The 22,415-nt window shown below is 69.7% G+C and carries 20 protein-coding genes; 7 read left to right on the forward strand and 13 right to left on the reverse strand.

The window, feature by feature from the left end; translation table 11 throughout:
* The first annotated feature begins 25 nt into the window (after window positions 1-25).
* Window positions 26-472, forward strand: a complete 447-nt coding sequence (locus tag ACVBEQ_RS03335) for a DUF6191 domain-containing protein (protein WP_447152001.1) — start codon at window positions 26-28, stop codon at window positions 470-472.
* Window positions 473-503: 31 nt separating this feature from the next.
* On the opposite strand, the gene ACVBEQ_RS03340 is transcribed toward ACVBEQ_RS03335, so the two are convergent.
* The 6 genes from ACVBEQ_RS03340 to ACVBEQ_RS03365 all read right to left on the reverse strand — a co-directional run bounded on the left by ACVBEQ_RS03340 (window position 504) and on the right by ACVBEQ_RS03365 (window position 9,771).
* On the reverse strand, window positions 504-1,124 hold the full coding sequence (locus ACVBEQ_RS03340) for a DNA-3-methyladenine glycosylase I (RefSeq protein ID WP_447152002.1): 621 nt from the start codon (window positions 1,122-1,124) through the stop codon (window positions 504-506).
* The gene (locus ACVBEQ_RS03345; RefSeq protein WP_447152003.1) at window positions 1,121-1,636 is read right to left on the reverse strand and encodes an SRPBCC family protein; all 516 of its coding nucleotides are present in this window, start codon (window positions 1,634-1,636) and stop codon (window positions 1,121-1,123) included. Before ACVBEQ_RS03345 ends, ACVBEQ_RS03340 begins: the two co-directional genes overlap by 4 nt.
* Entirely contained in the window at window positions 1,633-2,082 is a 450-nt protein-coding gene (locus ACVBEQ_RS03350) for a DivIVA domain-containing protein (RefSeq protein ID WP_447152004.1), read from the reverse strand. Before ACVBEQ_RS03350 ends, ACVBEQ_RS03345 begins: the two co-directional genes overlap by 4 nt.
* A gap of 111 nt (window positions 2,083-2,193) precedes the next feature.
* Complete coding sequence (gene folP, locus ACVBEQ_RS03355) at window positions 2,194-3,006, reverse strand: dihydropteroate synthase (RefSeq protein WP_447152176.1); 813 nt, start codon at window positions 3,004-3,006, stop codon at window positions 2,194-2,196.
* A 139-nt stretch (window positions 3,007-3,145) separates the two neighbouring features.
* Window positions 3,146-6,436: an ATP-dependent helicase gene (locus ACVBEQ_RS03360; RefSeq protein WP_447152005.1), complete on the reverse strand. Its 3,291-nt coding sequence runs from the start codon at window positions 6,434-6,436 to the stop codon at window positions 3,146-3,148.
* Window positions 6,433-9,771 (reverse strand): ATP-dependent helicase, encoded by a 3,339-nt coding sequence (locus ACVBEQ_RS03365; RefSeq protein ID WP_447152006.1) that lies wholly within the window; start codon window positions 9,769-9,771, stop codon window positions 6,433-6,435. Before ACVBEQ_RS03365 ends, ACVBEQ_RS03360 begins: the two co-directional genes overlap by 4 nt.
* Before the next feature lie 123 nt (window positions 9,772-9,894).
* Here ACVBEQ_RS03365 and ACVBEQ_RS03370 point away from each other — a divergent pair, with 123 nt between their 5' ends.
* Together ACVBEQ_RS03370 and ACVBEQ_RS03375 are read left to right on the forward strand one after the other, a co-directional pair.
* Window positions 9,895-10,182, forward strand: a complete 288-nt coding sequence (locus ACVBEQ_RS03370) for an MGMT family protein (RefSeq protein ID WP_447152007.1) — start codon at window positions 9,895-9,897, stop codon at window positions 10,180-10,182.
* A gap of 157 nt (window positions 10,183-10,339) precedes the next feature.
* Window positions 10,340-11,509: a DUF4192 domain-containing protein gene (locus ACVBEQ_RS03375; protein ID WP_447152008.1), complete on the forward strand. Its 1,170-nt coding sequence runs from the start codon at window positions 10,340-10,342 to the stop codon at window positions 11,507-11,509.
* A 55-nt stretch (window positions 11,510-11,564) separates the two neighbouring features.
* Here the strand turns inward: ACVBEQ_RS03375 and ACVBEQ_RS03380 are convergent, their stop codons facing one another.
* From ACVBEQ_RS03380 to ACVBEQ_RS03390, 3 genes are all read right to left on the reverse strand, one after another.
* Complete coding sequence (locus ACVBEQ_RS03380) at window positions 11,565-12,452, reverse strand: TIGR02569 family protein (protein WP_447152009.1); 888 nt, start codon at window positions 12,450-12,452, stop codon at window positions 11,565-11,567.
* 96 nt (window positions 12,453-12,548) lie between these two features.
* Complete coding sequence (gene moeZ, locus ACVBEQ_RS03385) at window positions 12,549-13,733, reverse strand: adenylyltransferase/sulfurtransferase MoeZ (protein WP_447152010.1); 1,185 nt, start codon at window positions 13,731-13,733, stop codon at window positions 12,549-12,551.
* A 117-nt stretch (window positions 13,734-13,850) separates the two neighbouring features.
* Complete coding sequence (locus ACVBEQ_RS03390) at window positions 13,851-14,588, reverse strand: DUF3152 domain-containing protein (RefSeq protein ID WP_447152011.1); 738 nt, start codon at window positions 14,586-14,588, stop codon at window positions 13,851-13,853.
* Window positions 14,589-14,652: 64 nt separating this feature from the next.
* Between ACVBEQ_RS03390 and ACVBEQ_RS03395 the strand changes: the two genes are divergently transcribed.
* On the forward strand, window positions 14,653-14,940 hold the full coding sequence (locus ACVBEQ_RS03395) for a hypothetical protein (protein WP_447152012.1): 288 nt from the start codon (window positions 14,653-14,655) through the stop codon (window positions 14,938-14,940).
* 694 nt (window positions 14,941-15,634) lie between these two features.
* Here ACVBEQ_RS03395 and ACVBEQ_RS03400 read toward each other — a convergent pair.
* Window positions 15,635-16,771, reverse strand: a complete 1,137-nt coding sequence (locus tag ACVBEQ_RS03400) for an alpha/beta fold hydrolase (protein WP_447152013.1) — start codon at window positions 16,769-16,771, stop codon at window positions 15,635-15,637.
* A gap of 236 nt (window positions 16,772-17,007) precedes the next feature.
* Here ACVBEQ_RS03400 and ACVBEQ_RS03405 point away from each other — a divergent pair, with 236 nt between their 5' ends.
* The 3 genes from ACVBEQ_RS03405 (at window position 17,008) to ACVBEQ_RS03415 (ending at window position 19,779) form a co-directional block, all read left to right on the forward strand.
* A complete protein-coding gene (locus ACVBEQ_RS03405; RefSeq protein WP_447152014.1) occupies window positions 17,008-17,307 on the forward strand; it encodes a hypothetical protein in 300 nt (99 codons plus the stop codon).
* 32 nt (window positions 17,308-17,339) lie between these two features.
* Window positions 17,340-18,986 (forward strand): alpha/beta hydrolase, encoded by a 1,647-nt coding sequence (locus tag ACVBEQ_RS03410; protein WP_447152015.1) that lies wholly within the window; start codon window positions 17,340-17,342, stop codon window positions 18,984-18,986.
* 130 nt (window positions 18,987-19,116) lie between these two features.
* Window positions 19,117-19,779: a TetR/AcrR family transcriptional regulator gene (locus ACVBEQ_RS03415; protein ID WP_447152016.1), complete on the forward strand. Its 663-nt coding sequence runs from the start codon at window positions 19,117-19,119 to the stop codon at window positions 19,777-19,779.
* A 31-nt stretch (window positions 19,780-19,810) separates the two neighbouring features.
* Here ACVBEQ_RS03415 and ACVBEQ_RS03420 read toward each other — a convergent pair whose 3' ends face one another.
* From ACVBEQ_RS03420 to murA, 3 genes are all read right to left on the reverse strand, one after another.
* Entirely contained in the window at window positions 19,811-20,041 is a 231-nt protein-coding gene (locus ACVBEQ_RS03420) for a DUF3107 domain-containing protein (protein ID WP_447152017.1), read from the reverse strand.
* 327 nt (window positions 20,042-20,368) lie between these two features.
* On the reverse strand, window positions 20,369-21,046 hold the full coding sequence (gene nucS / locus ACVBEQ_RS03425) for an endonuclease NucS (protein WP_447152018.1): 678 nt from the start codon (window positions 21,044-21,046) through the stop codon (window positions 20,369-20,371).
* Window positions 21,047-21,076: 30 nt separating this feature from the next.
* Window positions 21,077-22,363 carry a UDP-N-acetylglucosamine 1-carboxyvinyltransferase gene (gene murA / locus ACVBEQ_RS03430; RefSeq protein ID WP_447152019.1) on the reverse strand — a complete coding sequence of 429 codons (1,287 nt, stop codon included), beginning with the start codon at window positions 22,361-22,363 and terminating at the stop codon, window positions 21,077-21,079.
* Window positions 22,364-22,415 lie beyond the last annotated feature (52 nt).

The raw sequence follows: 22,415 nt of genomic DNA on the forward strand, positions 1-22,415 counted from the left end.
GCCGTAGCCTGGCCTGGTGGGACCGATGGGTGAACTGGGGGCGCTGTTCAACCCCGGCATGCGCCACGAACTCGAGGAACGCCAGGCGAAGGCCGCGCGACGCGAGGAAGAGGGTAACGCCAAGGACGGCGACCTGCGGATCGATCTCGAATCCGGCGTCGCAGTCATCAATGTGTCCGGCGGCGAGGACAGCGCGAGCAGTTCTGAAACCGACAATGCGACCTCCGAGGACGGACAGCCTGCCGTCTCGGACACCGATAGCTCAGACACCGATGGCTCGGACACCGATGGCTCGCGGACTCGGGAAGCCGCCGTTTCCGGCGCCGCTGAAGAACCAGCCGCCAGTCGGCCCGCCGCCAACAAGTCGCCGTCGCGTTCGGCCCGGCCGGTCAAGACCGCCCGTGGCTCCGCAACACCCGAGAAGCCGGCACTTCAGCCCCGCGGCAAGCGCGGCGCGACTGCTGCGCGCTGATCCATCGGACCGGTTCTCAGGTCTGTAGGGCTCAGTCGGCCGCGCGCCAGCACCCTCTGACGTGGTCGTCCACCATTCCCGTGGCCTGCATCAGGGCATAGGCCGTCGTAGGGCCGAAGAACCTGAACCCCCGACGCTTGAGTTCCTTCGCCATCGCCTTCGACTCGGGCGTGATCGCCTGGAGATCGGCGACCGTCGACGGACGGCTGGGGGGCGATGACGGCGCGAAGGACCACAGCAGTTCGTCCAACCCGGGGTCCATCTCGGCGGCGATCCGGGCGTTGTTCAGCGCAGCCTCGATCTTGGCCCTGTTGCGCACGATCGACGCGTCGGCCATCAACCGATCGACGTCCGTGTTGTCATAGCCGGCAACCCGGTCGATGACGAAACCGTCGAACGCACGCCGGAAGTCGGCACGCTTGCGCAGGATGGTCAACCAGCTCAGACCCGACTGGAACGCTTCGAGGCAGAGCCGTTCGTACAGGGCGTCGTCCCCGTGCAGCGGGACTCCCCACTCCTGGTCGTGGTAGTCGAGGTATTCCGGTGCACTGCTCCCCCACCAGCAACGGACCCGGCCGTCCTCACCGACGCGGGTAGGCGCCGGCACCTGCGCTTCACCTGTCGCAGCGGACGCCTGCGGGTCCGCGGTCATGTCGTCACGGCGTGCGGACCGGGTGGGTTGTGGAGCTCCGGAGCAGGGGCCGCGGCCAGGGGAAGGACACCTTTGTCGATGAGCCGGCCCATCCGGCGGAGCGCCGCCGTCAAGGCGAGCCGGGCGAGCGGCCGGGCGACCGGCCAACCGATCCGTCCCAGGATCCCGAAGGGCAGATCGAGCTCGTTGACCCAGCTGACGCGGCAACCCTCGGGGAGCGGCTCGACCTGCATGATGCCGACGCCGTGCAGCAGTGCGCCGTCCTTGTCCATCACCCAGCGCCGCGGCGGGTCATATTCGGTCACCGTCATGGTGTCTAGGAACCCGATGCTCCAGAAGCCGGTGAAGGCCGCGATCCGGGAGCCGACCTGCGGAGGAGATGCCGCACTCTCGACGGCGTACATGGTCGTCGCGAAGATCCATTTCTCCTGCGCGCGGACGTCGGCCATGGCCGCGAATGCCGCTTCCGGATCGGCGCGCAGTACGACGGACGCCTCTACCCGCACGGTCATGATCGCGCTCCGCTGCTGATCTCAGTGGTGGCGTCGGGAACCTGATCGGTCCCCGCATCGGTGGCCGGATCGGTGGTTCGATCGTGTGGAGGCGTCGGGCCCGAGGTGGACACGAGGGTCTCGGCTCCGGTGTCCTTCGGAGCGGGATCCTGCCGCTCCGACCCGCCGGACAGCGCTGTGACCTGGGCCTTCAATCGATCCACTTCGTCGGCCATCCGCTCGAGTGCCCAATCGACGTCGCTCATCCGGTAGCCGCGCAAGGCCATCGCGAATCTCATCGACCTGACGTCGTCCCCGGTCATGCCGACGTCGGGCAGTTCGGTGGGTGAGGTGCGCGGGGACAGCGGCGCCATCTGTTCGCCTCTGCCGAAGATGACCACCGCGATGCCGAAGATCACCAGGCCGATCACGGCGGCGATCACGAGGTACTGCAGAACTGTGGTCACCGCTCGATCGTGCCATGCCGGTCCGACAGTGCCGCGGTGGCGAGGCGGGGACGAGCGCGGACGCCGACGACGTCGCCCCGGCTGATGGCCCGCAGCCGGATCGCGGTTGCGTCAGACCAATCCGCGGCGCGCCGCCAACGGCGCTCGCGTGCCGCTGATGGCTGCTGCCATGTCGACGACCCGGCGGGTGGGGCGGACCTGGTGGGCCCGGAAGATGGCGGCGCCCTGCCAGGCGGCGATGGCCGTCGCGGCGAGCGTGCCCTCCAGCCGCTGGTCGACCGGGAGGTCCAGTGTTTCTCCGACGAAGTCCTTGTTGGACAACGCCATCAGGACGGGCCAGCCGGTGGCGACCAGTTCATCGGTGCGGTTGACCAGCTCGAGGCCGTGCCAGGTGTTCTTGCCGAAGTCGTGGGTGGGATCGATCAGAATGCCTGCGATGGGAACACCGGCCGTGACCATCCTGGCGGCAGCGGCGGTGGTCTCCTCGATGACGGCGGTGACGATGTCGCGGTAGGACACCCGGTACGGGTTGGTGCGGGGTGCGGCTCCTCCGGTGTGCGAACAGACGATTCCTGCGCCGAACCGTGCCGCGACCTCCGCCAGCGCCGGATCGGCGCCCGCCCAGGTGTCGTTGATCAGGTCGGCGCCGGCGAGGCACGCCTCCGTCGCCACCGGGGAGCGCCAGGTGTCGACGCTGATCACCAGATCGGGGAACAGCTCGCGAACCCGACCGATGAAGGGCACCACCCGCCGGATCTCCTCGGCAATGTCGACCTCCCGGCCGACGCCGGCTTTCACCCCGCCGATGTCCACCAGATCGGCGCCCTCGTCCACCGCGACGTGCACCGCGTCGAGGGCGGCGGGCTCGTCGAAGGTCGCCCCGGCATCGAAGAACGAGTCCGGTGTGCGGTTGACGATCGCCATCACGGCCGCGCGGTCGGTGGGCAGCGGCCGACCGCGGAGCACCACGGCGCGGCGCCGGGGCTGCTCGGTCGTCACCGGGCCACCCTACAAACGGCGACCCCTCGATCTGCCACCTCGGGGACGTTCGGGTTCGGCGGCGTCACCCCGGAAATGCGACAGCATCGGGCGTCCCGGTCGCGGCAGAGATCAGGTCGCCGATGCCGTCGGCGTCGAGCAGGTCCACCGGCGCGATGGTGGTGCCGGTGGCGACGTAGTGGAAGGCTGCCCGGACCAGCGCGAGCGGTACCTGCCGCAGCTCCGCGATCGCCAATCGATAGCAGGCTAACTGCACCGCGGCCGCTGCGCGTCTGGCGGCGGGTGGGGGCCGTCCCGTTTTCCAGTCGACGACCGTGACGCCTCCGTCCGCGTCGGCGAAGACCGCGTCGATCCTGCCGCGGATCCCGATCCCGCCGATCCGGGTGGCGAACGGCACTTCGACCTCCGCCGGGACACGGTTCGCCCAGGGCGACTCGAGGAACCGGCGCCGCAGATCGTCGAAGTCGGCATCCTCCGCCGCCCAGTGGTCACCGGAACCCGGTAGGTCGCGCACGTCGAGCAACGCCTCGCCGCCGTAGAAGCGTTCGAGCCACTGATGGAACGCGGTGCCCCGGCGGCTGGTCGGGGTCGGCTCGATCGGAACGGGACGCCGGAGCCGCCGCGCCAACAGCTGTGGGTCCTCGGCGAGGTCGACGAGTGCCGAGACGGACAGGGTGCCCGGCAGCTCGACGTCGACGGAGCCGTGGTTCACGGCCGTGCGCTCGGCCAGCAGGGTGCTCACATCGGCTGCCCAGCCGAACGGATCCGACTCCTCCGCTGGCTGGCGTACCGCGGGCTGGCTGTCAGGCACTTTTTCGGAGAAGGCTTGCGCCGCAATGGCTTCGAGCACCCGATCGGCACCGGCCCGGACGTCGCTGCGCCGTGCGCCCAGTGGGTCGACCGGCCACATCGCCGTGCGGGGCGTGGTGGTCAGCGGGTTGGCGTCGGCGGCGTCCGGCGCCGGCGCCCAGGCGTCCGGCTCCACGGCCGGACGCAACTGTGCCGCGCAGTCCAGCAGGAACTCACTCGGACCTGCGGGCCTGCTCGTGGTCGCGCCCCAGTGATGGCCCGAGAGCAGCAGCACCTGCTCTGCGCGGGTCAGCGCGACGTAGAGCAGTCGCCGTTCCTCGAGCAGGCGCAACCGCGCGAAGTCGGCCCCGTGTTCGGCCAGTGCGTCAGCGACCTCCTTCTGGTCTCCGTCCGCGGGCAGCTTCAGCTGCGGCAACTCGTCTCGGTCACCGCGCAGCTCCGGTGGCAACTGACCCGCGTCACCGAGCCAGGTGCTGCCTCTGGTCACCGGGAACACGCCGTCCGTGAGGTGCGGGACCGCGACGATCTCCCACTCGAGTCCTTTCGCCGCGTGCACGGTCAGCACCTGCACCCGGTCGGCCGAGGCGGCCACCTCCCCGGGCGTCAGTCCGTCCTCCCGTTCGGCGGCCGCATCGAGGTAGTCCAGCAGCTCCGTCGGACCCGCCCCGGTCGCAGCGACGTCAGCCACCACGTCGGCGAACGCATCAAGGTGCGCGCGGCCCGCCGGTGAACCCAGTTGAACTTCCACGTCGAGGCCGGTCGCGCGTTCGAGATCGGCGATCAGATCCGGCAGCGGCTGACCGAGGCGGCTTCGGAGCCGCCGCAGGTGCGTGGCAAAGCTCACCAGTCGCTGATACCCCGCGGGTGAGTAGCCCGCCGCCGGGCCGAGGTCGGAAATGGCGTCGATCAGGCACCAGGCGTCGATGTCCTCACCGGAGAGTGCTTGGGCCACAGCGGCACGCACCGCATTCCGACCGGGCCCCGGCTTCTCGGCAGCCGACCGGCTGTCCTTCACCAGGGCCCGCGCGCGCTGCGCCAGCGCCTCCAGATCCGCCACTCCGAGCTGCCACCGAGCGCCGGTGAGTAGTCGGATGGCGGCGGAGCCCGCCGTGGGGTCCACCAAGACCCGGAGCGTTGCCACCAGGTCGGCGATCTCGGGTTCGTTCAAAAGACCGCCGAGGCCGACCACCTCCACAGGCAGCCCCTCGGCCCGCAACGCCTCGGCCGTCGCGGCCATGTCACTGCGGCGCCTGACCAGCACCGCGGTGGTGGGCGGGGACGGCGCAGCACCATCCATCGCAGCCTTCCACCGCTGGGCAATCGTCCGGGCGAGCCAGGCGTCCTCGTCGGCCACCGTCGGGAAGAGCCCGTATCGGACCTCGCCGTCGGGCGCCCCATCCACCGGACGAAGTTCGCCGACCTGCACCGGTGCCGATGGCCCCGACCTGATCGACTCGGACACCGAGTTGGCGAGCGCGAGCACGGCGGGCGGATTCCGGAAGCTGGTCAGCAGCGAGCGGATGGGCGATGCCGTCCCGTTCGACAGCGGGAAGTCGGTGACGAATCGCGGCAAGTTCGAGGCCGACGCGCCACGCCAGGAATAGATCGACTGAACCGGGTCGCCGACCGCCATCACCGGGTGTCCGTTCTTCGCACCCGGTGCTCCGGCACCGAAAAGGGTTCTGAGGATGACCCTCTGGGCATGCCCGGTGTCCTGGTACTCGTCCAGGAGCACGACTGCGTACTTCTCCCGCAGCACCGCGCCGACTCGTGGTTGCTCCTGCACCAGCGTCGCGGCGATCTGCATCTGGTCGGCGAAGTCGATGACACCGCGCTCCCGTTTGGCCGCGGCGAACGCTCTGGTCAGCGGGACGATCCAATGCCGGTCCTGCAACCGCTTGACGTGATCGGCCAGGGCGCTGTGCAGCGCACTACGTTGCCGGCTCGTCGGCGGTGCCGACCGTAAGACGTTGAGCAGGTCCTCGAGGACATTCTCCAGGTCGCCGGCTCCCGACAGGTGGTCCGCGAGTGCTCCCGAGATGGCCAGCAGCCGCTCGGTGACCTGATCCGGACCGAGATCCGTGCGCAGGTCGCCGTCCCAACGCCCGACGACCCGCCGCGCCAGTTGCCATGCGCCGGTCGGTGTCAGGACCGCCGACGCGGGTTCGACACCCGCGAGTGGTCCGAAGTCGGCGATCAAGCGCCCGCCGAAGGAGTGGTAGGTCGCCACCTCGGGGTCCCCGAGAAGGTCCTGGGCATCGAGCCCGCCGATCCCCGATGCTGCGAGCATCCGCAACCGTCGCCGGACGCGCTGGCTCAGCGCAGCGGCCGCTTTCCGGGTGAAGGTCAGCCCCAGCACCTGCTCCGGTCGGACCTGCCCGGTGGCGACCAGGTAGACCACCCGCGACGCCATCGTCTCGGTCTTGCCCGAACCGGCGCCGGCGACCACAAGACCGGGGACGAGCGGCGCCTCGATCACCGCTGTCTGCTCGGCGGTGGGCGCGGGCAGTCCGAGTTGGCGGGACAGTTCGGCGGCGGTGATCATCGCGTCACCTGTCGACCTTCGGGCTGCAACGGGCAGCAGGACCGCACCGGGCACCTCTCACAGAATTTGTTCTCCTGGGCGATGTTGACGGAGGCGGCGAGTCGTTCGGCGGCCGCCCGGACCACGGCCGACCAGTCGGCCGCTGCCGTGGCATCGAGCGGTGGCTGGTGGCGAACCTGCGCAGCGCCGGTCCGCAGGTACACCAGCTCGGCCCCGCCCGGCCGGGTCGTCGTCGACGGCCGGAAGTCCGGCGGCGCTGGATGGCCGTTCATCGGGTCGGCGGCCGGTGACGCACCGACCATTTCCTCTTCGTCGGGGTCGAGCGGCGGCTCGTCAGGCAACTCGATCCCTGCGCGACGTTCCAGGTCGGCCGCGGCGCCGAGCATCAACGCCAATTGGTAGACGGCCAGCTGGGCGTTCTCGACGACGCTCGCCTTCGACGGAACGGTGGCTCCGGTCTTGAAGTCGACGACGACGATCGAACCGTCCGCATTCCTGTCTAGTCGGTCGGCCCGGCCCTCGAGCCGTACTTCGCGTGACCGAGACCCCATAGCGCCGTCCGTCCCATCGCCGGGACCGGGAACCACAACGGAGAGCCGGACCTCGGATCGCGCCAGGGTTCGACCCGGCGGAAGGTCCCGGATCCAGCTCTCGGCGGCGGTCATCATCGAGCCGAGCGCCCTGCGGGTTCTGCCGACCAGCCACGGCGGCAGATGGGTCTGGAGTGAAAGGAAGCGTTCCATCTCCGCTTCGATGTCGGCCCGTGGCGTCCCTTTCGCGAGCCCGTCGACGAGCGCGTGCAGAACGATGCCCTCGACCTGCTGCTGGGTGGAACCGGATCGAGCACCGCGCCGTTCGAGTACGCCGCGTAGCGAGCAGGTGGCAAGACTGTCCACCGCCGATGGCGATACCGAGATCGGCGCCGACGGTGGCAGCGGCGGCGCTGTCGTCGACCGGTCCGCGAGCCCGTACCAATCGCGAGGGTGTGCGCCGGCGACGCCGGCAGCGGCCAGTCGGGCCAACTGCGTCGCTGCCAGTTGCGCGCTGAGCTCGGGAACGGTCGGGTCGGTCACTGCCCTTCGCAGCTCCGCAACCAGATCCGTCAGGTGCAGACCTCGCCGTTCGCCGCCGTCGATCCCCGCCGGCCATCCCGTTTCCACCTCGTCGGTCGGGCCCAGTAGTTCGCCGAGGAATCGGGATGGCACCGTGTCCTGGTCGTCGACCGACGTTGCGACAAGTTTCTTCCGTGCGCGGGTTGCGGCCACGTAGAACAGCCTTCGCTCTTCCTGCAAGGTCCCGGGACCGCCGGCGACCGTTCGGGGCAGACCGGCGGCCGCGTCGAGGACTTCGTCGGTGCCGAGCAGGCTCTCGCGCGGCCGAAGGACCGGCCACCGGCCCTCGGCGACACCCGCCAGACACACCACGTCCCATTCCAGGCCCTTGGAGGCGTGCGCGGAGAGCACCGCGACCACCTCCGCAGGGCGGGTCGTACCCGCGGTGGGATCGCCCGGGATCTGTTGCCCCTCCACCACGTCGAGGAAGGCATCCACCCCGGCCAACGGCATCCGGTCGGCCAGGTCGGAAGCCATCGAGAAAAGGGTCAGAACGCCGTCGAGAGTGTTGTCGGCCCGTTGACCCGCACGACCGCCCCGTAGCGAGGCCACCACCAGGGGATCCTCGAGCTCGCTGGCCCGCCACACAGCCCACAGACTCTCCTCCGCGGCCGAGTCCGCGGTTCTGCTGCGTGCCGCGTCCACCATCGCGCGGACGCGGAGCAGCGGGCGGCAGAGGTCGGCCGAAACACCCTCGGGCACCGGAGCTCCCGCGAGCACCGCCGCGACGAGATCCGGTGTGGATCCACCATCAGGGTCGGCTCTTCGCAACTGCCGGCGCAACCTGCGCAGTGCTTCGCCATCCAGACCACCGGCTGGCGAGGACAGCAGATCCAGGGCCACCTGGCCGGTCAGGGTTGCCGGTTCCCGGCCACACCTCAGGACGGTCAGCAACAGCCGGATCACCGGGTCGTCGGTCAGCGCGGTGTCCCGACCGGACGTACCGAGCGGAACACCGGCGCTGGAGAAAGCCCGCCTGAGAGCGGGCAACGAGGCCGCCGGTGACCGCACCAGGACGGCCATCCGCGACCACGGAACTCCGCAGCGAAGGTGCGCCCGGCGTAACTCATCGGCGATGAAGGCCGCTTCCCGCGCAACCGTCGGCAACGTCCGAACAACGACTTCGCCGTCGAGCGGGAGCTGCGGGCCGTTGGTCGTGTCCGGTGACGGTTCCGTCGGGGGCCGCTCTTGAGGAGCCGCGAGCGCACGATGCGGTGAGGAACCGGGAAGGTGATCGGCAACCCGTCGGGTCGCGACGAGAAGGTTGGGCGCCAGTCGGCGTGAGGTCGTCAGGACCACGGTGCGGTCGACCTCGATATCGCGCAGGGCCCCCGGATCCGAGCCCCGGAAGGCGTAGATCGACTGATCGGGATCCCCGAAGACGACCAACTCATCGGCACCGGAGGCGAGCATCGAGACGAGCTTCGCCTGTGCCGGGTCGACGTCCTGGAACTCGTCCACGAAGATCCTGCGGACACGCGCCTGCTCCGCGGCGAGCACCGCGTCGTCGGCCAGCAGTCCCAACGCTGCCCGCGTCAATTCAGCTTGGTCGAGCGCCGCGCCCAAGCCGCTGCTGCCCTGCCGGAGGTCGGATACGTCCTGGTACTCCCTGGCGAAACGCGCCGCGGCCTGCCATTCCGGGCGGTGACGGCGACGGCCGAGCTCCGCCAGGCGGCGCGGGGTGATCCCCCGTTCCGCCGTGCGGAGCATCAGGTCACGGAGCTCCGCTGCGAAGGCCGGCGACGTCAGCGCGGCACTCACTGCCGGCGGCCACTCGCCCCGCCCGCTCTCCTGTTGTCCGGCGAGAAGCTCCCGGACCATCTGATCCGACTCGCCCGCGGCGAGCAGACGAGGTGACGGTTCCCCGGACCGGACGGCCTGCGCCCGCAGCAGCGAATAGGCATAGCTGTGGAGGGTGCGAACCAACGGCTCCCTGGTGGTCACATCGAGACGGCGTGCGATGCGGCCGGTCAACTCCGCTGCGGCTCGGCGCGAAAAAGTAAGCACCAGAATCTGTTCCGGTGGGACGACGCGATCAGCGATCCGCTCGGCCACCGCCTCGACCAGCGTGGCCGACTTGCCGGTTCCCGGCCCGGCGAGCACCTTCAATCGCCGTCCCTGGTGGCCGATCACCATGCGCTGCTCGGCGGTCGGCTCGATCCGCCCACCGCCGCCGGAGCGGTGGAGGCGGAACGATACCGGGCTGGCCGGTGCCTGCGTCATGTGTTGAATCCCATCACGGCCCACCGACACCGCCCTGTTGCGACACCGCCTGTTGCGACACCGCCTGTTGCCCGAGGCACTACCCGACAGTGTGCGGGTCCGGGTTGGCGTTAGCGTCGCGCCATGGACATGGAACTCGCGCAGCGGATGCTCGACGTCGTGGCGCAGATCCCGATGGGCCGAGTGGCGACCTACGGTGACGTCGCGGCCAGGGCCGGCTCCCGTTCGCCGCGACTGGCCGGATATGTCCTGGCCCAGCTCTCGGACGACGACACACCGTGGCACCGGATCCTGCGCGCCGACGGCACACCGGCACCTCACCTGGTCACCGAGCAACTCGGGCGACTCCGCTCGGAGGGAGTCGAATCAGTCGACGGTCGGGTCAGTCTCGCCCGGTACCGGTGGCAATGAAGGACCACCATCGCTGTCCGGCGCACCTACCAGATCGCTCCGACAGTTCCGAGTTCCCGGCCCACTGACCCCGCCTGATTGCGCCCATGAGCTCGAACGGTGCACACCCGGCTGGGCGGCATGGCCGGACTCACGGCAACGCATGACGGTGATCGTCATGACGACAACCGACGACGCCGCGCCCATTCGGGTGAGCGGCCCGGCCGGCCTCCTGGCCGCCGTTCCGCCGATGCTGGGTTTCCGTCCGACGAACAGCCTTGTGCTGATCTGCGTGTCTGGGGGGCGCCGGCGCATCGGACCGGTCGCGCGGGTCGACCTCCCGTTGGGTCACGACAAAACGATGGCCGCGCACCTCGCACGTCATGCGCTGAATCACGCGGACGAGGTCGTGGTCGTCTGCTATCAGGACACCCGGCGTCGGCGCCCACTGCTCGACGATCTGCTCGGTGAACTGGCCACGGTCGGCGTCGACGTCATGGATGCGATGGTTGTTCGGGGTGGACGGGCTCGACCCGCCCTGAACGCGGCGATGGAGCGCGCACACCCGGGCATCGCCCTGCCGGGCGCAGACCATCCGGCTGTCCTCGCACTCAACGCCGCCGGAGCACTCGCCGGCAGATCCGTGCTGTCCGACCGCGAGCAGCTGAGACAGTCGATCGCCGGTCCGACCGGGTCGCGCCTCCGGGAGGCTGCACACTGGATCACCGAGGCGGCAGCGGGGCGAATGCCGAGCACCTCACCGCTGCCCGCGGCGGCGGCGCCGCCCGGTCCGACGCGCCCGCTCACCAGCCGGCCGATAGCGCGGGGACCGGAGAGATCTGCCCCCGAACCGTCGTATCCCTACGGATGCGACGGTTCGGGGCCGGGCGACCTGGTTCCGCCGTCGGTACGCGGCCTGATGGAAAGGGCCTGCCACCAGATCACCACGACCGGCGCCGTCACCGTCGACGTCGCCGCGGCGATCGCTGTGACGCTCGTCCAGGACACGGTGCGTGATGCCGTGCTGAGGCAGGCAGTCGTCGAGGTGGACCGACCCTGGCTGCCGATGCTGATCTCCTGCGCGACCCGGACGCCGACCGCGCTGGCGCCGCCGTTGTGTTCCGTCCTGGCGATGGTGGCGTATCGCCACGGCGACGGCGCGCTCGCCCAGGTGGCCGTGGACCGTTGCCTGGAGGCAGAGCCGGAGAACCCACTCGCCCACACGTTGATGGCGATCATGTCGGCCGGCCTGCGACCGGAGTTGCTGGAGGACCTCGCATCCAACCCGCTCGGCGATCCCGGCAATTTCGACGAGGCTGACGAACTCGACGATGGAGAGGAGCTGTGACACCGGCACGTAGCGCCGCAACACGAAGAGGGCAGCGGAAGGGGTGGTTCGACCGTCAGCCGAGGAACGGCTCGATACGTTCAGCGGTGGACAGCATCGTGACCAGGTGGCTCGGCGGGATCGCCGGGTTCGCCAGACAGACGGCCAGCCGGAAGAGCAGAGCCCGGCGCACCAGTTGGGGCCAGGCGCTGTGCGGCAGCTGCGGCCACTGGCTCCACTCCGCGATCAGCTCGACGGGCGCACCACCCCAGGCGATCGCGTCCACGGCGATCACCCCGGCCGCCCATCCTGCCGGGCGCCAGTACGGGGTGATGTCCACGACCGCCGGCGGCGCGGATCCGGCGAACAGCACGTTGCCGTACAGATCTCCGTGCACGACTTGGCTCGGCAGGTCGATCGGGCGGCGCACGGCCGCCAGCCCGGCGAAAAGCCGTGCCCCGTGCCCACTGCCCGTTCGTGCGTCCACATCCTCGATCTCGCCCCAGGCCAGCCGATCGGCCCACGGGTACAGGCCCGCACGCTGCCGGACGAACTTCGGCTCGGGCACCGCGGACAGCGCCTCGTGCAGCGCGATCGATACCCGCAGGATGTCGTCGTGCCGGGGGGCGGGGCTTCCCGACACGAACCGTTGCGCGCACCAGCCGGACACCACCCATCGACCGTCCGAGGACCGAACCGGCCGGGCCAAACGGAGGCCGGAGACCTGCAACTGCTCGAACACGTTGGCGAGCCAGGATGCCTCGACCGGGTCGTCAACGGGCTTGAACACGATGTTGCCGCAGCGCCAGGTACGACCCTGCCCACCGTCCAGCACCTCAGGAGGGGTGCTCGGGGCGGCGAATGCCCTCAGGACATGGTCCGGCGGGGCCACCGCGCCGTCCGCGATCACCGCCGAGAGGCCCTCAGGCCCGACGGGCGGCCGCGCCGAGGGTCCACCGATCACCCTTCGACGTTACCGTGGGACAACCCGTGATCGACGGTCGACGCGTGTCGAAGCAGCCCCGGTGACGCACGCACCACCGGATCGCTGGGCGCCAGCTCAGTACGACGGCAGGCTCGGGTCCACCTGCTTGACCCAGGCCAGCACCCCGCCGCCGACGTGAACGGCGTCGGCGAAGCCTGCCTTGTGCAGGACTGCCAGCGCCTCGGCCGAACGCGCACCGGATTTGCAATGCAGAACCAGCGGCCTGTCCATCGGCAACGACGACAGCGCCTCGCCCGAGATGATGTCGCCCTTGGGGATCAGCACGGAGCCCGGGATGGAGACGATCTCGTACTCGTTCTGCTCCCGGACGTCCACCAGCAGGAAGTCCTCGCCGGCGTCGATCTTTGTCTTGAGGTCGCGGGCGGAGATCGTGTGACCGGTGGCGGCGGCGGCCGCGTCGTCGGACAGGGTGCCGCAGAACGCGTCGTAGTCGATCAGGCCGGTGATCGGCTCACCCGCCGGATCGCGGCGGATCTTGACGGTCCGGTACGTCATCTCGAGCGCGTCGTAGACCATCAGCCGGCCCAGCAACGTCTCGCCTATGCCGGTGATGAGTTTGATCGCCTCGGTGACCATGATCGAACCGATCGAGGCGCAGAGCACGCCCAGGACCCCGCCCTCGGCGCAGGACGGAACCATTCCGGGCGGCGGCGGCTCGGGATACAGATCGCGGTACTGAGGTCCGTACTCGGCCCAGAACAAGCTGGCCTGGCCCTCGAAGCGGTAGATGGAGCCCCAGACATACGGCTTGCCCAACAGCACACAGGCGTCGTTGACGAGGTAACGGGTGGCGAAGTTGTCGGTGCCGTCGAGGATGAGGTCGTACGGCTCGAAGATCTCCAGAGCGTTCCCGGAGTCCAACCGCTCGGTGTGCAGGTTGACCTTCACGTACGGGTTGATCTCGGCGATGGACTCCGCGGCGGAGACCGCCTTGGACTTGCCGATATCGGACTGGCCATGGATGACCTGGCGCTGCAGATTCGACTCGTCGACGGTGTCGAAGTCGAGAATTCCGAGAGTGCCGACTCCGGCTGCAGCCAGGTAGAGCAGGGCGGGCGAGCCCAGCCCTCCGGCGCCGACGACCAGCACCTTGGCGTTCTTCAGACGTTTCTGGCCCGTCATCCCGACGTCGGGGATGATCAGGTGGCGCGAATACCGCTCAACCTCGGCCTTGCTCAACGATTCGGCCGGTTCAACCAGCGGTGGCAATGTCACGGGGATCTCCTTGGGCACGGGCATAGTCTGCCTCAGCGTCAACGGCGATCGCACCGCTCTTCTTCCCCGCACGGGGCGGGCACCGCATTGGTGTGCGCGAGCACACCGGGGTTTGACTCATCGGCGGCCGACCGGCGCGCTTCAGCCGGCGGCGGTCGATCCGTCGGTCTTGGGCGCCGAGGCGGTCGCCGCGCCGGGGTACGGGAAGGGGTTGGGAGCGCAGACCTTGCCGTCCCGGGGGATGTTCTGCGGATCCAACACGCTCAGATCGTCGTTCGACACACTCCACGATTGCTGCATCATGACCGGCGCCGGCGCACCCTTCGCCGGACACCTCTCATGCCGCATGCCCAGCGCATGGCCCACTTCATGGTTGACGGCATACGCCCGATAGGCGGTCAGATCTCCGTCGTAGGACATCGCCCCACGCACCCATCGCGCGTCATTGATGAAGACCCGCCCGGCACCACCGCTGAAACACGACGCCTCGAGCGGGATGTCGAACCCGCATCCGGATCGGACGGACAGCTGGCTGGTCAGCGAAATGCGGAAGTCAGGGTCACCGGAGTCGATCCGCTGCAGACTGAACTGACCGCCGCCGATCCACGATCTCGGATCGGCAAGGGTGGCATCGACCTCCTTCGCGAATGCCTTGTCGGCCGCCGCCGACTGCAGTCCGTCCTCCACCTCGATGGTGTATGTGGATCGCTGCGGGCCGGTTCCCATCGCCGGGGTCGTGCCCGGCACCACGTGCCAACTGCCCTTTCCGGCGGCGACGAACTTGTCACCGGCCGGCAGGGCGCCGGCCTTGATGGACGCCGCGGGATGCCCGGCGGCGTCCTTGATGGTCAGATCGGGGACCGCACCCGGGGCGGGCACGGGGGTCGGATCAGCCGAGGCAGTCCGCGACGGTCTCGCCGGAGCAGGTTCCGCCCCGGATGCCGTGACCGAGGAACTGACCGGGGCGGTGAAACTGGAGGTGGCAGCCGACGGCGGGGTCGGGAGCGGGGTACCCAGAAGCTCCGAGCTCGACGGGGATGTGTCCGACGCTGTGCTGTCCGTCACCGGGGTGCTCATGCTCTGGAAGATGACGACCAGCGTCAGCACCACCAGGACCGGGATGACGATGGCACGCCAGCGAAGGCTGCTGCCGCCGCGGCCGCCAGTGGGTGGTCTGCGACCCGACTCTCGGCCGCGCGTCCCGCGTCCCGCCGGATCCAACTGGCCCTGACGTGACCGTGAGGAATCCGACCCCGACCGGCCCGAACGAGATGAGTCGGATCGGGACGATCTCGATCTGGACGAATCGGAGCGCGCACGGTCGCCGGACGCATCGGCCCGTCCGGCGCCGTACCTGTCACGGCTCGAGCTGCCCCGGGTGTATCCGTCGCTGCCGTACCGATCCCGGCCGGACGGGTCGCCGCTGCGTGAAGTGCTGGTGGACGGATCACCTCGGTACTGATCACCGCGGTACTGATCGCTGCGGTAGTGGTCACCGCGGTGCTGGTCAGCGCGGTGTTGATCGCTGCTGGGCCGTTGGCGACGGCTGTACCGATCGTCGGTGGAGCGATCGCTGCCGGACCGACCAGAGCCGGACGCTTCAGCTCGGTACACACCGCGACTGTCGGCCCCCTGAGCACCGTCACCGCGCTGGCCAGCGCTGGGCCGTTCCCGATGCAGTGGATCGCGGCGGTGCTCCTCGCCGGGACTGGACCCCTCGTCCCCCCTGTGCCGGCCCTGGGGACTACGCCGGGACGCACGCGTGCCGTCGATGGACGCAGATCCGCTGTCATCCCACAGCGACGATGTATCCAGCCAGGGCGCCGAGCCGGGCGCCGGCCGGCGTGGTTCCCACGGCTCCCGCGACTCGTCCGAGCCGGAACCTGTCGGCAAACCTTGCCGGCGCGGCTCGCCGGGGAACGATGTCACGGTGTGAGGTTGCCATAGGCCGGACGGGTCGCCGGCACGGCGCGCCCTGGATGATCTTCGGCGTTGGCCTCGTCCGACCGGGTCGACGTTGCCGTGTGGGCCGGAATCGCGTCGCCAAACATGTCGGCGTCGTACTCTCCGTCCCACAGTTCGGCGATGCCGAGGGCGGTTGCGAGCGGCTCCTCGAGCTGGGCGACATGCCCGCATCCAGCGATCACCAGGAGTTCGGCCCTGGGATACGCGGCCGCGGCCCGCCGCGACAACCGCACGTCGACCAGCCGGTCCCGGGTGCCCCACACGACGAGCGTCGGCGCCAGAATCTGAGCGGCTGTCGCCGTGAACGACAACGAGCCGCGGCGAAGGTAGCCGGCCATCAAACCGCGCAGGGTGGCCACCGTGGCAGCGTGTGTCCACGGCAGCGCAGCCCGCCAGCTGTGCTCCAGAGCCAGTGCCTGGTAATCGGTTTCGATGATGGACTCCGGGCGGCCGAAGCACACGCCACCCAGTCCCCTGGCCCGCTCCATCGGCTCGATGGACGACAGTTGATCGACGGCAACCCTCGCGGCGCCGGGCAACAACAGCAGACCCAGCCTGGCGTCCGCACCGCGATCGCGGGTGAGCCGCAAATCGGGCACGGCGGGCGAGATGACGGTGAGCGTGCGAACGAGGTCGGGGCGTCGGGCAGCCAGCAGAGTGGCGACCACGCCGCCGTACGAGTTGCCGACCAGATGAATCGGCCCGCCGGTGACCTGGTCGATCGCGGCCGCGGTGATGTCGGCGTCCGCCTGCGGCGAGTAACGGCCCTGCGGAGGAGGATCCGAGCGTCCGCTGCCGGGCAAATCGAGGCTGTACCCGGTCGCCAGCACCGACAGCGCCCCGCTCAACCGGGTCCAGTCCGTCGACGCCCCGGCGAGCCCGTGAACGAACCACACAGGCGTCGCATCAGGAGGTCCCTGCTGTCGGCGAATGAAGACACCGCGGCCGTCGATCAGCTCGGTCCAACCCTCCGGCGGCGGCGTGGAGAGGGGCGGGACAGTACCCAACGGACGGTCCGGCGGCCGAACCGTGGACCAGGCGGCGAGCTCATCGCGCACGGCCGGCCCTTGAGCGGGCCACGCCCGAGTTGATGCCACCTGTCCATGGTGCCCGTTCGGGCGTCACTCAACCCGCCGATTTGCTCCCATGTCAGAAATCGCTCCACACCGGCCGGGCGAAGCGGGCCCGGGAACCGTCGGCCGCCAACGCTGGACGGTGACGGGCGGCGTGATTGACGGGAGGCCCAATGACAGGCGGCGTGGGAGGCCTGGGAGGCGTTGCAGGCATGGGAACGGTGGGAAGCGTGGGAAGCGTGGGAAGCGTGGGAGGCGTGATGACAGACCTGGTGGTCGACACCGCACTGCTCAAGGCGGCGGCGGGCGCGGTCGAGGATGCCTCGACAGCCTTCGCTGCCGTCGTAGGCAAGGCCCTCGGTTGCCGGTTGACCGACGACAGCCTCGGCCGTTCCGCCGTCGCCCGTGAAGTCGTGGATGCGGCGGCGCGACGGGTTCAGCACGCTCTGCAGGCCTCCCGGATCGCGGCGGACGCGGCGAGCGGAGTTGCAGTTCGGATCCGCACGGTCGCCGCCGTGTTCGAGCAACTGGAGTCGGCGATGCCGGTGCCACCCCGGTGAGCGGTGGTCGCTGGTCGGCAGGTGGATCAGCAGTGGCATCCGCGGCCCACCAGCTCGGGGTACCGCAACTGGCCGACCTCGCCGACGACGTGACGGGAGTCGAGGTGGACCGGCTGACCGAATGGTTCGACGTGGCGTCGGCGGCGGCGGGCGCCCTGACTCTCGGCGGCGCGAGGCTGTCCGACGCCATCGGCCCACTTGCGGCCGGGTGGACGAGCCCGGCCCCGCGTGCCGCGCTGATCCGGCAGCACGACGCGGTCCTGGCCGCGGTCGGCATCATCCGCCGGCAGGTCGACGTCGCCGGTGACACGGCTGAGATCCTGCGCCACAGCAGAAGTCTCGCCGACTCGGCGTTGTCTGACGCTGAGGGCGCGGTCGGCAGGCTGGGCTGGACGGTCGGTTGCGACCTGCTGCTCTGGGCCGCCGTCCATGGCGGGGTGGCGGAATTGACGTCGATCGTCGCCGCGACCGTCGGCCGGCTGACCCGTCTCAGGTCCGTCAACGACGAGGCACTGCACCGCCTTGCGCTGGCGTTGCGCGCCGACCCCCGCGAGCCTTTGCCGCCGGTGGTGGCGCCCGGGGCGGCGTTCGCCCCCGGCGCCGGGGCGACCGGCCCGGCGGGCGTGGCCGGCAGCGGGAGCTACGCGGGCGCGGTCGACCGGGCCAACCGGGAACAGCTGCTCAGCGACCTGCAGTCCGAGGAGGTCTCCACGGTCCTGATGGCCCTCGGGGTCAACGCGGCGTTGGCCGACGCCGGCCGCGATGGCACGGACGCTCAACTGCTGGTCTACGAGTCGGCGAACTCAGGCTCGCAGGGGCGCGCCGCCATCGGTCTGGGCGACATCGGTGCCGCTGACAACGTGGCAGCCATCGCGCCGGGCATCGGCAACGCCCCGGTGTCGATGCTCGACGGGGTCGCCGATGCGCGCGCTGTCAGGGCGGAGGCAATGCGCCAGGCTCCCGACGACGTCACCTCGGTGATTGCCTGGTACGGCTACGACATGCCGCTGTCGGCGTTCGGGGGTGTGCCGGTGGACCCGGGCGCCGTCCTGGGCAACAGCCTTGCGGCGTTGAGCGATGCCAACGCACAGGCCGGCGGCACCGCGCTGGTGGACGATCTGCGGCATTTACAGCAGCTCGCTCCGGCGAACGCGCGGTGGGTCGGGATCGGCTTCTCAATGGGCTCGACCACGATGTCGTCCGGCGCCGCGCGCGGGGCCAGACTCGACGATCTGGTGCTGCTCGGCTCACCCGGAGCGGGCAACGCCGTTGCGTCCGCCGAGGACTACACCCACGTCAGCCCGGAGCACACCTTCGTCACGTCATTCGACGGCGATCCGGTGACGAACGGCGAAACGGACGTACTGGCGGCACTGGTCGGAGCCTCGTTGGGTCGCGTTCCGTCGCCGGCGCCGTTCGGGCCTGATCCGGCGGGCAGATCCTTCGGTGCCCAGGTCGTCGATGTACGGAGCAACAACCCCGACGTGTCCGTCGACATCCGGGCCGGACTTCCCGGCGATCCGCTGACCGGACTGCTCAGCTCCCCGGCGGCGAACGAGGTCACCGACCTGGCCGCGCATCACCAGCAGCGGAACTACCTCGCCGGAGACTCCCTGCGAGCGGTCGCCGCGGTCGTCGTCGGTCACTACGGCGACATTCCCGTCAAGCCCGGCCGGTGAACACGACCCGGCAGCGCCGACGAAGGAGCGTCCGGACCCATCAGGCAAGCCCGGCACCAGAGGGCGGGGGCACGATCCAGGTTCCCGCGTAGGGTGAACAGGCCCTGGAGCGCTCGAGAAAGGAACGTGGATGACCGATGCCACCACCCGGGCGACCCCGCGGTTGTCCAGGTCGGCGCGCCGGGCGCAGCTGATGGCGGCCGCCAAGACCGTGTTCGTCACGCAGGGATATCACGCGGCCGCGATGGACGACATCGCCGTCTCTGCCGGCGTGAGCAAACCCGTTCTCTACCAGCATTTCCCATCGAAACTCGAGCTGTACGTCGACCTGCTGGGCGAGTCGGCGGACGAGATGGTGCGCCTGGTCAGGGCTGCCCTGGCGGCAACCACCGACAATCATGAGCGGGTCGACAACGCGGTGGCGGCCTATTTCACCTTCGTGGCCGACAACGACCAGGCATACCGGCTGATCTTCGAGTCGGACCTGCGCGGCCAGGCAGAGGTCGAACGCATCGTGGAACGGGCGACGGACGACTGCATCTCCGCGATCACCGACACGATCACCACCGACACAGGCGTCGATGTCGAACGGGCCCGGCTGCTGGCGTCAGGGATGGTCGGGTTGTCGCAGGTCAGCGCCCGGTACTGGTTGCAGCAATCGCCGCACGTGTCACGGTCGGAAGCCATCGAGTTGCTGTCGACGCTGATGTGGCGTGGCATCTCCCGCTTCCCACGCCAGGAGCCCGGCGGGCCGTCGGCACATCAGGTGCCGACGACACCCACCGGGTCCTGAGCAGGTTGTTGCCTTCGAGGGAATCACCCGGTCAGGATGTGTAGCTGAAGCCCACCCGGCGACCGTCCGCCGGTGCGATCTCGACGTAGCCGATACGCGACGACGGCACGATCACCCGTCGGCCCTTCTCGTCAACCAGAACCAGGGTGCCGAGCGGATTCTTCAGCGATTCGGCAATCTGAGCCTCGATTTCGTCGGGGTTCGATGTCGAGCTGACCACCAGTTCGCGCCCGGTGTCCGTCACACCGATCTTGACGTCCACGCCAGACCTCCATAGTTGTTTCGCTGAGCTGTTTCGCTGAATCCCACATGACGCACGGACCCGAGATCCGCGCCGGTCACCCCAGGCTAGTGCAGCGGCGGCGGCACCCCAGCCGCCCGGGGTGCGCCGACGGTGAACACCGGCGAAGGAGGGCCGACGTGAACACGAGAGAACGCGGGAGACGTGACCGGCGCAGCCGACATCAACACCGGCGGCGCAGCCGACGCGAACAAAGGCGCAGCGCACATGAACACCAGCGCGGCCGACCTCCGGCGAACTCAGAACTCAGAACTCAGAACTCAGAACTCAGAACTCAGAACTCAGAACTCAGAACAGCGTGAACTCGTCCGACACTAAACCCTTGAGCTCGTCGTAGTCGAGCACCACGCACCGGATCCCCCGGTCGCCGGCCAACGTCCTGGCCTGCGGTTTGATCTGCTGCGCCGCGAACACGCCGGAAACGGGGGCCAGCATCGGGTCGCGGTTCAGCAGCTCCAGATATCGCGTGAGTTGCTCGACACCGTCGATGTCGCCGCGTCGCTTGATCTCCACAGCGACGCTGCGCCCGGTCGCGTCACGGCACATCAGGTCGACCGGGCCGATCGGGGTCGGGAACTCGCGCCGGACCAGGGACCAGCCGTCGCCCAGCGTGGCGACGTGCTCGGCCAGCAGGATCTGCAGATGCGCCTCGACACCGTCCTTGACCAGGCCAGGATCGACGCCGAGTTCGTGCCGCGAGTCGTGCATCACCTCTTCGAAGGTGATCACCAGCTTCTCGCCGGCCTTGTTCTGCACCGTCCACCGGCCCGGTTCGTCGGCGCTCGCCGGCTCTTCCACCGTCCAGCACGGCGGCGACATCCAGTTCAGCGGCTTGTAGGACCCGCCGTCGGAGTGCACGAGCACAGAGTTGTCGGCCTTGACCATCAGCACCCTGATCGCGGACGGCAGATGAGCGGTCAGCCGACCCACATAGTCCACCGAGCACCGGGCCACCACGAGACGCACCCGGTCACCCTAAACGGTGCGGGACGGCTCTCAGGCCAGCGGCAGCGTCCCGCCGCCTCCGGTGCCGACACCCACCCGCTCGATCTTGCCGCCGAGCTGCTGCAGGTCCTCGACGAAATGCGGATACCCGCGGTCGATGTGCATCACCTCGTGAACCTCCGTCACGCCCTCCGCTGCCAGCCCGGCCAGCACGAGGCCGGCGCCGGCCCGGATGTCGGTGGACCACACCGGCGCGCTGGAGAGCTGTTCCCGGCCGCGCAGTGCGGCGTGGTGGCCGTCGGTCCTGGCGTCGGCGCCCATCCTGATCAGCTCGTCGACGAACCGGAACCGCGCCTCGAAGACGTTCTCGGTGACCAGTGAGTGGCCGTCCGCGACGGCCGCCAGCGCGAGCGCCATCGGCTGCAGGTCGGTGGGAAACCCTGGATAGGGCATCGTGACGAAGTCGACGGCACGCGGGCGGTGCGGCATGGTGACGGTGAATTCGTGCGTGCCCGTGTCGATCTCGGCCCCCGCACGGCTCAGCCGCTCCAGCGGCGCACGAAGGAACGCCGGATCGACGCCCTCGACCCGCACCGAGCCACGGGTGATCGCCGCGGCGTAGGCCCAGGTGCCGCCGACCACCCGATCCCCGACCGTGCGATGCACCGTGGGATGCAGACGCTCGACCCCTTCGATGGTGACCGTGGCAGTTCCGGCGCCGTCGATCTTCGCGCCCATCTGGCCCAGCATCTCGGCGAGATCGATGATCTCCGGCTCGCGGGCGGCGTTGTCGATCACCGTGGTGCCGTCGGCGAGAACCGCTGCCATCAGGATGTTCTCGGTCGCGCCGACACTCGGGAAATCCAGTCCGATGCTGGCCCCGTGCAGCCTCTCGGCGGATCCGACCACCTTGCCGTGCTCGATGTTCATCGTCGCGCCCATCGCCCGCAGCCCGGACTGGTGCATGTCCAGTGGTCGGGATCCGATCGCGTCCCCGCCCGGCAGCGCCACCTGTGCGCGTCGACAGCGACCCATCAGCGGGCCCAGGACGCACACCGAGGCCCGCAACCGCCCGACCGCCGGGAAATCGGCGTGGTAGGACAGCTCAGCCGGAGTGGTGATGGTCACCGTCTCGCCGGCCAGCGACACCTCGGCACCCAGCCCGGTCAGCACGTCGGCCATCAGCGGGACGTCGAGGATCTCCGGGCAATTCGAGATCACGGTGGTGCCCTCGGCGAGCAGCGCTGCGGCCATCAGTTTCAGGACGCTGTTCTTGGCGCCCGCGACCCGGACGCTGCCGGACAGCCGAGCGCCGCCGGTGACCAGAAAGCGTTCCACGGTTGGCACTCTAACGGGCCAATCGGCGGGCCGAGTCCCCTCACCCCCGCGC

The organism is Nakamurella sp. GG22, assembly GCF_052976845.2.

Excerpts from the sequence above, each read along its gene's own strand:
- ACVBEQ_RS03335 (WP_447152001.1), top strand. The coding sequence starts at position 26 with ATGGGTGAACTGGGGGCGCTGTTCAACCCCGGCATGCGCCACGAACTC.
- ACVBEQ_RS03340 (WP_447152002.1), bottom strand. The coding sequence starts at position 1,124 with ATGACCGCGGACCCGCAGGCGTCCGCTGCGACAGGTGAAGCGCAGGTG.
- ACVBEQ_RS03345 (WP_447152003.1), bottom strand. The coding sequence starts at position 1,636 with ATGACCGTGCGGGTAGAGGCGTCCGTCGTACTGCGCGCCGATCCGGAA.
- folP (WP_447152176.1), bottom strand. The coding sequence starts at position 3,006 with ATGGCGATCGTCAACCGCACACCGGACTCGTTCTTCGATGCCGGGGCG.
- ACVBEQ_RS03360 (WP_447152005.1), bottom strand. The coding sequence starts at position 6,436 with ATGATCACCGCCGCCGAACTGTCCCGCCAACTCGGACTGCCCGCGCCC.
- ACVBEQ_RS03365 (WP_447152006.1), bottom strand. The coding sequence starts at position 9,771 with ATGACGCAGGCACCGGCCAGCCCGGTATCGTTCCGCCTCCACCGCTCC.
- ACVBEQ_RS03370 (WP_447152007.1), top strand. The coding sequence starts at position 9,895 with ATGGACATGGAACTCGCGCAGCGGATGCTCGACGTCGTGGCGCAGATC.
- ACVBEQ_RS03375 (WP_447152008.1), top strand. The coding sequence starts at position 10,340 with ATGACGACAACCGACGACGCCGCGCCCATTCGGGTGAGCGGCCCGGCC.
- moeZ (WP_447152010.1), bottom strand. The coding sequence starts at position 13,733 with ATGCCCGTGCCCAAGGAGATCCCCGTGACATTGCCACCGCTGGTTGAA.
- ACVBEQ_RS03405 (WP_447152014.1), top strand. The coding sequence starts at position 17,008 with ATGACAGACCTGGTGGTCGACACCGCACTGCTCAAGGCGGCGGCGGGC.
- ACVBEQ_RS03415 (WP_447152016.1), top strand. The coding sequence starts at position 19,117 with ATGACCGATGCCACCACCCGGGCGACCCCGCGGTTGTCCAGGTCGGCG.